Consider the following 15,553-nt stretch of genomic DNA (forward strand, 5'->3'; position numbering starts at 1 on the left):
TCGTTCGTCCGGCTGATGACCGCGGTCGCGCAGACCGTGACCACTGCCGACCGCGCGGTCGGCGATTTCTCGATTCTCGACACCACGGATGCGGCTGCGCGGGTGACGGATTCATTCGGCCCCAGGGTGGAGCTGCCGGCGCAGGTGCTACCCGATGCCCTTGCCGCCGCGAGCGCGAATCCGGCCGCGACCGCGCTGCTCACCGATGATCGGGTGGTCGAGCACGCGGAGTTCGCCGCACGCGTCGATCACCTGGCACGGCTGTTGATCGGACGTGGGGTCGGGCCCGAAGTGGCCGTGGCGGTGTGTATGCCGCGGTCGGTGGAGATGGTGGTCGCCATCCATGCCGTTCTCGCCGCGGGTGGACAGTACGTGCCCATCGACGTCGAGGCACCGGCCGGCCGGGCCCACTACATGGTCGAGACCTCCGGAGCCGTGGCGGTTCTGGTGTCCGCGTGGCACACCGAGACGCTGCCCGACGGACTGACGGTGCCGCGGGTGGTCGTCGACACGACGACGCCGGTGCCGGACACCTCGACGTCGGGGCCCGTCACCGACGCCGAGCGCACGGCAGCGCTGGAGCCCGACCATGCCGCATACACGATCTTCACCTCGGGCTCGACCGGCAGGCCCAAGGGCGTCACGGTCAGCCACCGCGCTGTGCTCAACCGCCTCCGGTGGGGGCTGGCCACCTTCCCGCTGGGTCCCGACGACACGGTGATCCTCAAGACGCCGTACACATTCGACGTGTCGGTGCCGGAGCTGTTCGCCCCGCTGATGGCCGGCGCGCGGATGTTCGTGGCCCGTCACGGGGGCCACACCGATCCCGCCTATCTGGCGCGGGCGCTCGCCGAACACCAGGTGACGTCGGTGCATTTCGTGCCGTCGATGTTGTCGGTGTTCCTCGACGTGATCGACGATGCCACGACCGCCCCGGATCTGCGATTCATCTTCTGCTCGGGTGAGGCGCTGGCGCCCACCGTGGCCGCCGCGACCCGCGCCCGGTTCGCCCACGCACAGCTGCACGATTTGTTCGGGCCCACCGAGGCCGCCGTCGAGGTCGCCCACCAGGAACTCGACACGGTCGGCGACGTGGTGCCGATCGGACGACCGACGTGGAACACCCAGACCCTCGTCCTCGACGCCCGCCTGCGTGTGGTCCCGGTGGGGGTGCCCGGGGAGCTCTATCTCGGCGGTGTCCAGGTGGCGCGCGGATACGCCGCCCGACCCGATCTGACCGCCGACCGTTTCGTCGCCAATCCGCACGGCGCACCCGGCGAGCGGCTCTACCGCACCGGAGACCTGGTGCGTACCAACCGACTCGGGGAGCTGGAATACCTGGGCCGCACCGACTTCCAGGTCAAGCTGCGCGGCCAGCGCATCGAGTTGGGGGAGGTCGAGTCGGTTCTGTCCGGTGTCTCCGGCGTCGTCCATGCGGCAGCCACGGTGGTGAGCGCACCCGGCGGCGCCCAGCATCTGGTCGCCTACCTGGCGCCGTCGGCCACGGTGGACGTCGCGGCCGCCCGGCACGCGGTTGCCGACGCACTGCCGCAGTACATGCGGCCCACCATCTGGACGGTGCTCGACGACCTGCCGCTCAACAGCGCGGGCAAACTCGACCGACGTGCGCTCCCGGCGCCGGATTTCGGCACCACCACAGAGGAGCGGGTGGAGCCCGCCTCGGACACCGAACGTCAGATCGCGTCCGTGGTCGCCGGTGTGCTCGGCGTCGATCGGGTGAGTGTCACCGACTCGTTCTTCGCCCTCGGCGGCGACTCGATCATGTCCATCCAGCTGTCGTCGCTGTTGCGTGCTGCCGGATGGGCGCTCGGGCCCCGGGACATCTTCGAACACAAGACTGTTCGGGCGCTGGCCCGCGTGGCCGCGACCGCCGACCGACAGACCCTCGACGAACTCCCGGGTGGGGCCGCCGGTGCGGTGGCCCTGACCCCGACCGTGCGGTGGATGCTCGAGCACGCCGATCACCCGGCCGACATCGCCGACTATTCGCAGGCCATCGTGCTCACCCTGCCCGACGATGTCTCCGATGCCGACCTGATGACGGTGGTCGACGCGGTGATCGGCCATCATCCGATGCTGTCCGCCCGACTGCGCCGCCAGCACGGCGAGTGGTCGATGGCCGCCGGTGAACCGTTCGACGTGGCCGACGCGGTCGCGATGTGGTCCGACCCCGAGACACCGGTCGACGCGGCACGCATCGCCGCCGCCCACGAGGCCGCCCTGGAGCGTCTGGATCCGTCGGCGGCCCGCATGGTCGCCGCGGTCGCGGTCCGTGGCGGCTCCGGCCAGACCGGCCGACTGGTCCTCGCGATCCACCACCTCGCCGTCGACGCCGTCTCGTGGCGCACCGTCGTCACCGACCTCGCCGTCGCCTGGGCACAGCATGCCGCCGGCGAACCGATCAGCCTGTCGCCCAACGGGAACTCGATGCGACGGTGGGCAACGGTCCTCGGCGAACTGGCGGACAGCCGGGTCGACGAGACCGGCCTGTGGCTCCGCCATCTGCCCGAGCACCCGACGCGGCTGGGTGCACCGCTCGACCGCGACCGTGACCGGCAGAGCACCGTGCGGTCCCACCACATCCGGGTCCCGGCACCGGTCACCGACGCCGTCCTCGGCCGCATCGCCTCGTCGTTTCGCGCCGGTGCCGACGACATCATGCTGGCGGCGCTCGCCCTGTCGGTCGCCCGGCGGCGTGGGCGTGCGGTGCCGGTGTCGATCCTGGTGGAAGGCCATGGCCGGACCGAACACATCGTGTCCGGACATGCGCACGCAGATCTGTCCCGCAGCGTCGGCTGGTTCACCAGCGTCTCCCCGGTCACCGTGGAGATCGATCCGACGGCGCCGGTGGTCGGCACGGTCAAGGCGACGAAGGAAGCCGTCGCGGAACGCCCCGACGACGGAATCGCCTTCGGTGCGCTGCGGTATCTGCGCGACGGCGACCTCGCGCACCGACCCCTTCCGCCGATCACGTTCAACTTCCTCGGCGGCGGCACCGCGGCACGTCCCGGCGAGCCCACGGCGCGGAAGAATGCAGTGGGGGAGGACGTCGCCTTCGCTCCCGACGTCGATGCGCCTGCCCTGCCGGGAACCCGGGCCGGGACGATGGCGGCCCTGGCCGAGCTGGCGGTCAACATCAACACCGTCGCCACCGGCGAGGGTCGCCTGCTCGATGCCGAGTTCGCGGCGCCCGCAGCAGTTCTCGACGACGCGACCCTCGATGCCCTGGCGGCCGGCTTCGTCGAGGCGCTGACCGACATCGTCGAGTCGGTGGATCGTCTCGGGGACCCGGGGCCGAGTCCGTCGGATGTGGCGGGTACGGGGCTCACCCAGCACGAGATCGACGAGCTCGTCGAACGCCATCGGGGTGCCGACCTGTGGCCGCTCACCCCGTTGCAGCGGGGCCTGTTCTACCAAGCCGAACTCGCCGGTGCCGACGACGATCTCGACGTCTACGTCACCCAGGGTGTGGTGTCCATCCGCGGCCGGGTCGACGTGACGGCGTTGCGTGACGCGGCTCAACGCCTGCTCGACGAGCAGCGGGTGTTGCGCAGCGCCTACCTACGCACCACCGCGGGTACGCCGGTCGCCGTGATCGCCGACCATGTCGAGATCCGCTGGGACGACGTCGATCTCAGCGACCTCTCGGCAGCCGAGGCAGACCGGACGGCAGCCGAACTCGCGCGGGTCGATCGGGTCACCCCGTTCGATCTGAGCGATCCACCGCTGCTGCGGTTGCGGTGGATCGGCCTGCCCGGCGGCACCGGCCGACTCGTCGTGACCAACCATCACCTGCTCCTCGACGGCTGGTCCACCCCGATGGTGTTCGCCGAACTGTTCGCCCACTACGGGGGCATCGATCTCGACGCCGGGAGCGGCGCGAGCGGGTCGAATACGTCCGACGCCGGGAGCGGCGCGAGCGGGTCGAATGTCGCCGACCTCGCGAGCGGCGATTTCGAGGACTTCCTGCACTGGCTCGACGGTCGTGACGACCAGGCCGGCCTCGACGCCTGGACCGAGGCGCTCGCCGATGTCGACGGACCGACCCTGGTCGCGCCCGGCCGCACCCTGGACGTCGACAACACGCACATCACCGAACCGCCCCGTGACCGGTCGACGTCGACCGGGCCACAGGTGGCAGCCGCGATCGCCGATCTGGCCCGCGCCACCGACACCACCGTGCCCACCGTGTTGCAGTACGCCTGGGGCGTGCTCCTGGCGCGGCTCACCGGACGCACGACGGTCACCTTCGGCGAGACGGTCGCCGGCCGACCACCGGAGGTCGCGGACGTCGAACGCATGGTCGGCCTGTTCATCAACACGCTGCCCGTCCGCGTCGACGTCGTCGCGTCCGCGTCGGTCCGCTCGGGCCTGGCCGATCTGCAGAACCGCAAGGCGCGGTTGCTCGATCACCAACACCTCAGTCTCGCCGACATCTCCGCGGCGGCCGGCCACCAGACGCTGTTCGACACACTGACGGTGTACGAGTCCTATCCGGTGGATGCCGATGCCGTCACCGCGGGCAGCCTGGCGGCGGGCGTCGAGATCACCGACGTCTCGCTGAGCGATGCGACGCACTATCCGCTCAATCTCGCGGCCGCACCGTCGTCCGACGACATCGCGCTGACCTTCAAGTACCTCCCGGATGTCTTCTCGGACGACGAGATCGACCGACTGGCGCAGATGTTCGGCGCCCTGCTGCACGGGTTCGTCGACGACCCGGAGCAGGCCGTCGGAGACATCGTGCTCGCCAGCGACTCCGAGCGTGCGGAGCTGGCCCCGCGCCGCGGTGCACCTGCCGTCGCCCCGCAGACGATCACCGAGATCCTCGCCGATCGTGTTGTCGACGGTGCGCGGCCGGCACTGGTACTCGGCGAGGACACCGTCACCCATGACGAGTTCGCCGCACGCACAGCGCCACTGGCCCGCCTGCTGATCGCGGAGGGCATCGGTCCGGGCGATGTGGTGGCGGTGGCCGTGCGCCGCTCGATCGAGTCGGTCTGCGCGGTGTGGTCGGTGCTGGCCACCGGCGCCGCCTACCTGCCGATCGATCCCACCCTGCCCGACGACCGGATCGGCTACATGCTCGCCGACTCCGACGTCGCGTTCGGGCTCACCACCACGACCACCGGACATGATCGGTGGGCGGGCACCACCTGGCTCGAGATCGACTCCCCGGAGATCGCCGAACGGCTGGTGCACACGGATCCGGGACCGATCACCGACGCCGACCGCACGCGGGCACCGCGACTAGACGACATCGCCTACCTGATCTACACGTCCGGCTCGACCGGGCGACCCAAGGCGGTGGCGGTCGGCCATCGCGGGATCGCGAATCTGCTTGCCGCCCAGCGTTCGGTGTCCGGCGTCGCCGACGACACACGGGTCCTGCACGTCGCCTCGCCGAGCTTCGACGCCGCCTTCTTCGAGATGGTGTGGGCGATCGGTCTCGGTGTCACACTGGTGATCTCACCGGCCGACGTCTTCGGCGGCGACGACCTGGTCGAGGTGCTCGTCGACGGCTGCGTCACCGATGCGGTCATCACCCCACAGGTGCTGGCGACGATGGACCCGACCGAGATCACCACACTCCGGCACCTGGCGACCGCCGGTGAGGCATGCGGCCCCGAGGTGGTGACCGCGTGGGCCCCCGGGCGCGAGATGGTCAACCTCTACGGTCCGACCGAGACCACCGTGTGGGCCACCGCGGGTCGGGTGCTGCCCGGCGAATCGGTGACCATCGGCGGACCGGTCACCGGCTTCGCGGTGGTGGTGCTCGACGAACGACTGCATCCGGTCCCGGTCGGCGCCACCGGCGAGCTGTATCTGGCAGGCGACGCCTTGGCTCTGGGGTACCTGCGTCGGCCGGGGCTGTCGGCGGCCTCGTTCGTGGCCGACCCCTTCGGGCCCGCGGGCAGCCGGCTGTACCGGACCGGCGACCTCGTCCGATGGACGGCCGATCACCGACTCACCTTCGCCGGCCGCGCCGACCATCAGGTCAAGATCAATGGGCAGCGGGTCGAACTCGGCGAGGTCGACGCGGTGCTGGTCGGGCAGCCGGGGGTGGCCTCGGCCGTCACGATCGGTGTCGCCGGACCGGCCGGTTCCACGCGGCTCGTCGGATACGTGGTGCCCGATGCGGGCGCGACGGTGGATGTCGAGACGCTGTCGGCGGCGGCCGCCGCGCGGCTCGCCCGACACATGGTGCCATCGGCCATCGAGGTCCTCGACGAGTTGCCGCTGACCACCAGCGGCAAACTCGACCGCCGCGCGCTGCCGATCCCGCAGATCGATGCCGCCGACGAACACGTCGCCCCGGCAACGGCCGACGAGGCCAGCGTCGTCGCCGTCGTCGCCGATGTCCTCGGTGTCGAGTCGGTCAGCGTGGTCGCCTCGTTCTTCGATCTCGGCGGGAACTCGTTGTCGGCGACGCGACTGGCCGCGCGGCTGTCAGACCGGTTCGGGGCTCGCATCGCGGTCCGGGAGATCTTCGATCACCCGACGGCACGCGATCTCGCCCGGCTGGCGGCAACGACGTCGCACGACGGACGGTCGACTGTCCGGCCCGGCGACCTGCCCCGCCCCGGACGACTCCCACTGTCGTTTGCGCAGCAACGCATCTGGTTCCTCAACCGATTCGACCCGGAGTCCGCCGCCTACAACATCCCGTTGGTGCTGGACCTGCGCGGCGCCCTCGACGTCGATGCCCTGCGCGCCGCGATCGACGATGTCGTCGATCGACACGAAGTGCTGCGCAGCACCGTCTCCGACGAGTCCGGGACCGCCGAACAGATCATCCACCCGCTCGCCGGGATCGCCGTGCCGTGGACCGAGATCGCAGGCGACACAGCCACGATCGACCAAACGGTGGCGGCTGCTGTCACGACCGGATTCGACATCGCGACCGAGATCCCGGTGCGCGTGGTCCTCGGCCGGGTGAGCGGAAGCGAGCCGCGGCACACCCTGGCGATCGTCGTGCATCACATCGCCGCCGACGGCGAATCGATGGCGCCGCTGCTGACCGACGTGCTGACCGCCTATCGGGCGCGTAGTGCAGGCCATGCGCCGCACTGGCAGCCGTTGTCCGTCCAGTTCGCCGACGTCGCACTGTGGCAGCGTGCGGTCCTCGGCGACCCCGACGATTCCGAATCGCTTCTGGCCCAACAGACGCGCTACTGGACGACGCAACTCGCAGAACTCCCGGACGTCCTCGAACTACCCGCGGACCGGCCACGCCCGGCCGTCGCATCGCTGCGCGGCGACACGGTGGATCTCACCGTGCCCGCCGAGATCGCGGCCGCGGTCAACGACCTGGCCGCCACACGGGGGGTCACCGCGTTCATGGTGGTGCACGCCGCGCTCGCCGTGGTGCTCGCAAGAATGTCGGGAACCACCGACATCGCCATCAGCACACCGATCGCCGGTCGCGGTTCCGCCGACGTCGACCCACTCGTCGGCATGTTCGTCAACACCCTGGTGCTGCGCACCGACGTCGATACGGCGCGCACGTTCGCCGATCTCGTCGACGACGTCCGCCGCACCGATCTCGACGCGTACGGGAACGCCGACGTCCCCTTCGAGCACCTCGTGGAGGAACTCAACCCGACACGGTCCCAGGCCTACGCGCCGCTGTCACAGGTGCTCCTGTCGATGGATCAGAACCCGACGCCGCACATCGAATTGCCCGGGCTCACGGTGCGACCGGTGGATCCGGGGTCGCCGTCGGCGAAGGTCGATCTCACCGTCGACCTGTCGACCGGTGGGACCGACGGATGGCGCGGTTCGATCGTCTATGCCACCGACCTGTTCGACGCGAACACGGTACGTCGGTTCGCCGACCGCTTCGTCGCGGTACTCGACGCGGTGACCCGGGCACCGGGAACGCCCGTCGGCGACCACCCGCTGCTGACCGAGACGGAACTCGCGGGGTTGCGCACGATGTCGACCGGGGCCGAGGTGGCCGTCCCCGACGTCACGCTCGACACCCTCCTCGCCGACCGTGTCCGCCGATCGCCCGCCGACCCGGCACTCGTGTTCGCCGATCGCACCGTCGATGTCGCGGAGTTCGGTGCGCGCGTCACGGTCCTCGCACGGCATCTGATCGGACTCGGGGTCGGACCGGACGTCGCAGTGGGCGTGTGTATCCCGCGGTCGGTCGAGATGGTCGTCGCAGTGCACGCGGTGATCGCTGCAGGCGGCCAGTACGTCCCGATCGACACCGAGGCCCCCGCAGACCGGGTGCGCCACATGCTCCAGACGTCGGGCGCCGGGCTGGTGCTGACCGTCCCCGAGGCGCAGGACTCGGTCCACACCGCCGAGGCCGAGGTACTCCTCGTCGACGCCGCGGCGCCGGTCGACCTCGATCCCGCCCCGATCACCGACGCCGATCGCATCGCACCACTGCGACCCGTCCACGCCGCCTACACGATCTTCACCTCGGGTTCCACCGGCCGCCCCAAGGGGGTGACCGTCTCGCATCGCGCGGTGCTCAACCGGCTCGACTGGGGGTTGCGTACCTATCCGCTCGACGCCTCGGACACGGTGATCCTCAAGACGCCGTACACCTTCGACGTCTCGGTACCCGAACTGTTCGCGCCGATCTCGGCGGGCGCACGCATGCTCATCGCACGTCCCGGTGGGCACACGGATCCGGCGTACCTCGCCGAGGTGATCGCCGCGCAGCGAGTGACCACCGTGCATTTCGTGCCGTCGATGCTGTCGGTGTTCCTCGACGTGGTCGACCGGGAGACACTCGCCGGACTCACCTCGTTGCGTCACGTGTACGCCTCCGGTGAGGCCTTGCCGCCCGCGGTGGCGCGCGCGACCCGGGAGTCGTTGCCGTGGGCTGCATTACATGATCTTTTCGGTCCCACCGAGGCGGCCGTCGAGGTCGCCTACGCCGATCTCGACATCGTCGACGACGTGGTGCCGATCGGTCGGCCCGTCCAGAACACCGGTACGTGGGTGCTCGACGACCGACTCCGTCCGGCCCCGGTGGGGGTGCCCGGCGAGCTGTACCTCGGTGGCGTGCAGATCGCCCGCGGATACGCGGCGCGCGCCGATCTGACCGCGGAGCGCTTCGTCGCGGACCCGTACGGCGCCCGCGGTGATCGGTTGTACCGCACCGGAGATCTGGTCCGCTGGAACAGCGGCGGCGAACTGGAGTACCTGGGCCGCACCGACTTCCAGGTGAAACTACGGGGTCAGCGCATCGAACTCGGCGAGATCGAGGCGGTGCTGACCGGCGTCGACGGTGTCGTGCACGCCGCGGTCACCGTCGTCCGGTCGGCGCACGGTGCCGAACATCTGGTCGCCTACCTGGCCGGACCGGACTCGACGGCGGACGCCGAAGATGCGGTCACCCGAGCACTTCCGGAGTACATGCGTCCGACCGTGTGGATGCTGCTCGACGACATCCCGGTGGGTTCCTCGGGCAAGCTGGATCGGCGCGCCCTGCCTGCGCCGGACTTCGACCGACTCGAGGCCGACCACGTGCCACCCGCCGATGACGCCGAGCGGGTCGTCGCCGACATCGTCGCGGGCGTCCTCGGCCTGTCCCGGGTCTCGGTCACCGAATCGTTCTTCGCCCTCGGCGGTGACTCGATCATGTCCATCCGGCTGGCGTCCGCGCTGCGCGCGGCCGGACACGCGGTGAGCCCTCGGGACATCTTCGAGTTGCGAACGGTTCGCGCGCTGGCCGCCGCGTCGGCGGGCGACGACGTCGTGGCGCTGGCCGAGTATCCGGGCGAGGGGAGCGGCCCGGTGACGCTCACCCCAGCCGTGCACTGGATGCTCGAACACGCCGACGATGCGTCGGACTTCGCCGACTTCTCGCAATCCGTCGTCCTCACCCTGCCGACCGACGTCAGCGACGCCGACCTGCGTGCCGTCATCTCCGGGGTCGTCAGCCACCATCCGATGCTGACCGTCCGGCTGACCCGTACGCCCGACGACACAGGCTGGGAGTTCTTGGCGGGCAACACCTTCGATGTCGAGAACGCGGTACACAGCCGTGACGTCGATGTGGCCGCACACACCGCGGAGTTCACCGCAGCGATCCGAGACGCGCACACGCAGACGCTGACGCGCCTCGATCCGGCCGCCGGGGCGGTGCTGGCGGCGACCGCACTGCGCACACCCTCCGGCGACGGCCGTCTGGTGCTGTCCATCCACCACATCGCCGTCGACGCCGTCTCCTGGTCGGCGGTCATCACTGACCTGGTGACCGCGTCCGCCCAGCGCAGCGCCGGGCAGCCGATCGCGCTGCAGCCGACCGGAACGTCGATGCGCCGCTGGTCCGACGTGGTGGCCGAACTCGCCGACCGCACCGACGAATCAGCGCTCTGGGAGGCGCATCTGCCGGTGCAGACCAGGTCACCGGGCCGAGGATTCGACCGGTCCCGCGACCGGCAGTCGACGGTCGAGACGGTGACCCGGGAACTTCCCGCAGCCCTCACCGAGGCGGTGCTGACCCGGGTGCCCGACGCCTTCCGCACCGGTGCCGACAACGTGCTGCTCGCCGCGCTCGCGATCGCCGTGGCCGATGAAGAAGATGGGGGCAGCGGGGAGGGCGGCGCCCTCATCTCCATCCTCGTCGAGGGACACGGACGCGAAGAGCAGGTGGCCGCGCCGGCGACGGCCGACCTGTCGCGGACCGTGGGCTGGTTCACCAGCATTGCGCCGCTGACGATCTCGGTGGACGCAGATCCGGCCGCGGTGCTCAAACGGGTGAAGGATGCACGCGCGGCGATGCCCGACAACGGGATCGCGTTCGGCCCGCTGCGCTACCTGCGTGACGACTCGCCCCTCGCCGATCGTCCACTGCCTGCCGTCGCGTTCAACTACTTCGGTACGGCGGCCGCAGACCCGGCCGAGGGCGCCACCGCGGCCGGCGGATTCCTGCCCGCGCCCGGCGCGCCGATCCTCCCACCTTCGGCGCGTGGTGCGATGGTGGCCTTGGCGGCACTGACCGTCAACGTCTCGACGGTGACGGTGGACGCCGAACGAGTGCTGCGCGCCGATTTCGGTGCACCCGCCGGGGTTCTCGACGAGACCGAGGTGGCGGCCATCGCGCAGCGTTGGGGGCAGTCCCTCGCCGCGATCGTCGCGGGGCTCGACGCGGACGGCGATCCCGGCCTGTCCGAATCCGACGTCACCCAGACCGGACTCACCCAGTCCGAGATCGACGAGCTCGAACATCGGTATCCGGGCGCCGACCTGTGGCCGCTGTCCCCGCTACAGCAGGGCCTGCTGTTCCAATCCGAACTCGCGACCCGTCCGGGCGACCTCGACGTGTACGCGGTGCAGGCCGTCATCGAGATCGCCGACGGCATCGACACCGACCGGATGCGGGAGGCGGCCGCCGAGTTGTTCCGCCGTCACCGCGTGCTGCGGTCCGGTTTCGTCCGGACCACGGCCGGTACCGCGGTGACCGTTGTCCCACCACTCGTCGAACCTCGGTGGGAGAACATCGATCTGACCGGTGATGACCTCGACGGCGCACAGCGGCGGGCCGCCGACGTCGTCGCCGGCGAACGCGTCACGCGCTTCGATCTCGCCGAGCCCGGTGCCATACGCTTCGTCGTGCTCGCCATGCCCGACGGCACCCACCGGCTGGTGATCACCCACCACCACATCCTGCTGGACGGCTGGTCGGGGCCGCTGGTGATCGCCGACCTGTTCGCCGCGTACCTGGGTGCCGAACCCGCCGTCGAAACGGACACGGTCACCACCGATTACCGGGATTTCCTCGACTGGCTCGCCGATCGCGACCGCGTCGCGGCCACCGACGCCTGGCGCGACACGTTGCGCCCGGTCGACGGGCCGACACTGGTGGCGCCCCACGCGAGCGGGGTGGTCGCCGAGACACCGTCGACCCACACCGTGGACCTCGACGCCGACATCGTCGCCGGACTGCACCGCTTCTCGCGCGAGCACGGCGTCACCGTGTCGACGTCGATTCAGGTCGCGTGGGCCCTGACCCTGTCGCGACTGACCGGTCGACGCGCGGTGACATTCGGTGAGACCGTGTCGGGTCGCCCGGCCGATCTCCCCGGTGTCGAGTCCGCGGTCGGTCTGTTCATCAACACCCTGCCGGTGGTGGTGGACTGTGCGCCGGAGCAGACACTCGCGTTCGTCGCGGAGACGTTGCAGGAGAACAAGACCCGACTCCTCGACCATCAGCACCTCGGTCTCGCCGAGATCACCGGCCTGACCGGCGACCCGGTCCTGTTCGACACCCTCACGGTCTACGAGTCCTATCCGGTGGACGCCGAAGGCCTGGCCACCGGCAGCCGGGCCGCCGGGCTCCAGATCACCTCGGTCGATTTCGCCGACTCGACCCACTACCCGCTGAACCTCATCGTCGGTCCCCGTGACGACGGCATGAGTCTGCAGTACAAGTACCTGCCGAGCCTGTTCGACACGTCGGCCGTCACACGGGTCGCACAGCACGTGGGCGCGGTCCTGACCGCGCTGGTCGAGAGCCCCGACGCGGTCCTCGCAGCCGTCGACCTGATCTCCGAGGCCGACCGCGCGCTCGTCGCCGGGTGGGCGCAGGGCGATCGCGTGGACGTGACGATGCCGGATCCGGCACGAGGGCTCGTCGAGCAGATCGACCGGACCCCGACGGCCACCGCCCTGGTGTTCGGCGACCGCACACTGACCTACCGCGAGTTCGGTGCCCGGGTGCACACCGTCGCACGGGATCTCATCGCCGCGGGTGTCGGACCCGAGACCGCGGTCGGCGTGTGTCTGCCCCGCTCGGTGGAGCTCCTCGTCGCGATCCACGCGGTGATCGCCGCGGGCGGTCGTTACGTTCCGCTGGATCCGGATGCGCCGGGCGACCGCATCACGTACATGCTCGATACCGCGGGCGTCACGCTCGTCCTGTCCGGTCACGACGTGCCCGCCGCCGTCGCCGACCACGCGGCGTCGGTCGCCGTGGTCGACGCCGAGGAGCCGGTGGACGAGTCGATCCGTCCGGTCACCGACGCCGACCGGGTGAGACCGCTGCGACCCGGGAACCCGGCGTACACGCTGTTCACCTCCGGGTCGACCGGCAGGCCGAAGGGCGTGACGATCTCGCACGCGGCGATCGCCAACCGGTTGGCCTGGATGCAGGCGCAGTATCCGCTCGACGAGTCGGATGCCGTGGTGCAGAAGACGCCGGTCACCTTCGACGTGTCGGTGTGGGAGTTGTTCTGGCCCTTGTCCACCGGTGCTCGTCTGGTGATCGCGGCACCCGACGGTCACCGGGACCCGGCCTACCTGGCGGATCTGATCGCCGGGGAGAGCATCACCGCGGTGCATTTCGTGCCGTCGATGCTGTCCGCTTTCGTCGATGTGGTCGGAACCGATGGCCTTGCCGCCCTGACCTCCGTGCGACACGTGTTCACCTCCGGCGAGGCACTGACCCCCGCGGTGGCGGGCACAACCGTGCGCAGCCTGCCGAATGCGCGGCTGCACAACCTGTACGGCCCCACCGAGGCGGCCGTCGACGTGACGTTCCACGAGGTGCACGCCGACGACACGACGGTGCCGATCGGACTGCCGGTCCAGAACACCAGCGCTCACGTCCTCGACGATCGACTGCGCCCGGTGCCGCCCGGCGTCGCGGGCGAGCTCTATCTCGGTGGTGTCCAGGTGGCGCGCGAGTACACATCGCGTCCCGACCTGACCGCCGAGCGGTTCGTCGCCGACCCGTTCGGCGAGCCCGGTGCACGGCTCTACCGCACCGGCGACCTCGTGCGTCACACCGCCGGGAGCGGGCCGGACACAACGTCGCCCGGTGCCCTGGAATACCTGGGCCGCACCGACTTCCAGGTCAAACTGCGCGGCCAGCGGATCGAGCTCGGGGAGATCGAGGCAGTGCTGACGGCGGTGCCCTCGGTGGTGTCGTCGGTCGTCACGGTGGCGGTGGCCCCGGGCGGCGATCAGGTGCTCGTCGGTCACGTCGCAGGTCCGAATGTCGATCTCGGCGCGGTCACCGACGCCGCGGCACATGCGCTTCCGGAGTACATGCGTCCGACCGTGTGGTCGGTGCTCGACGAGATGCCGTTGGGATCGGCCGGGAAGATCGATCGACGGGCGCTGCCCGAACCCGAGTTCGGTGCGGGGGAGTACGTCGAGCCGACGACAGGCGCCGAGCAGCAGATCGCGGCGGTGTTCGCCGATGTGCTCGGTGTGGACGACGTGTCCGCCGTCGACGGCTTCTTCGACCTCGGCGGCAACTCCCTGTCGGCCACCCGGGTGACCGCACGGATCGCCGACGCCCTGGGGGTCGCGGTCGGTGTCCGCGACCTGTTCGACGCACCGAGTCCTCGGACCCTGGCCGCCCGGATCGGCGAGCTGGCCGTCGCCACCGTCGAGCCGGTGACGGCAGGCCCACGTCCGGAACGGATCCCGTTGTCGGCGGCCCAGCAGCGGATGTGGTTCCTCAACCGATTCGATCCGACCTCGCCTGCCTACAACATCCCGTTCGCGCTCACGCTCAGCGGACGCCTCGACGCCGATGCACTGCACGCGGCGCTGGTCGACGTGATCGGACGGCACGAGAGTCTGCGCACCATCTTCCCGGCCGACGACGACGGTGCGGCCCGCCAAGAGATCCTGGCGCCCGGCGTCGTCGCCGCTGACCCCACGTGGTGGAGTCGGCCGGCCGGTGCCGCTGCCGCCGTCGACGTCGCGTCCCGGCCGTTCGACGTGACCGTCGATCTGCCCATCCGGGCGGCGTTGACCGAAACCGGTACCGACACACACCTTCTCGTGGTGAGCATCCACCACATCGCCGCCGACGGCGAGTCGCTGGCGCCGTTGCTCCGTGACATCGTGACCGCCTACCGGGCGCGCAGCGGCGGAAGCGCGCCCGAGTGGGCCGAGCTGTCCGTCCAGTACGCCGACGTCGCGATCTGGCAACGTCGGGTGCTGGGTTCGGCCGACGACCCGGACAGTGTTGTCGGACAACAGGTCGACCACTGGGTGGGCCGCCTGGCCGATCTACCCGACGTGATCGACCTGCCGACCGACCGGCCGCGCCCCTCGGTGGCCTCCCGGCGCGGGGGACTGGCCGATTTCGCGGTGCCCGACGACCTGGTGGCAGGAGTCGACGACCTCGCGCGCCGGCACGGAGCCACCCCGTTCATGGTTCTGCATGCGACACTGGCCGCGTTGCTGTCGCGCCTGGCGGCCACCACCGACATCGCCGTCGCGACACCGGTCGCCGGTCGCGGACAGGCCGAACTCGACGACGTCATCGGCATGTTCGTCAACACCCTGGTCCTGCGCAGCGACGTCGACCCGGGTGCCACGTTCACCGAACTGCTGGAGGCCACCCGGGCGGTGGACCTCGACGCCTTCGACCACGCCGACGTGCCGTTCGAGTATCTCGTCGAGCGTCTCGCCCCGACCCGCTCGGAGGCGTTCGCGCCGTTGGCACAGGTGATGTTCACCCTCGAACAGCACCGCCCCGCACACATCGACCTACCCGATCTGCGGATCGAACCGGCCGATCCGGGTGCCCCGGCAGCGCGTT

At 70.5% G+C, this 15,553-nt stretch carries 1 protein-coding gene (running past both ends of the window); it reads left to right on the forward strand.

The whole window is internal to a non-ribosomal peptide synthase/polyketide synthase gene (locus tag AAFP35_RS05765) on the forward strand: the coding sequence, 53,697 nt in all, runs 6,597 nt past the left edge and 31,547 nt past the right edge, and what appears here is coding positions 6,598-22,150 — codons 2,200 (complete) to 7,384 (partial); the first codon wholly inside the window starts at position 1. Both the start codon and the stop codon lie outside the window.

This window comes from Gordonia sp. CPCC 206044, from assembly GCF_048537895.1.
Taxonomy (GTDB): domain Bacteria; phylum Actinomycetota; class Actinomycetes; order Mycobacteriales; family Mycobacteriaceae; genus Gordonia.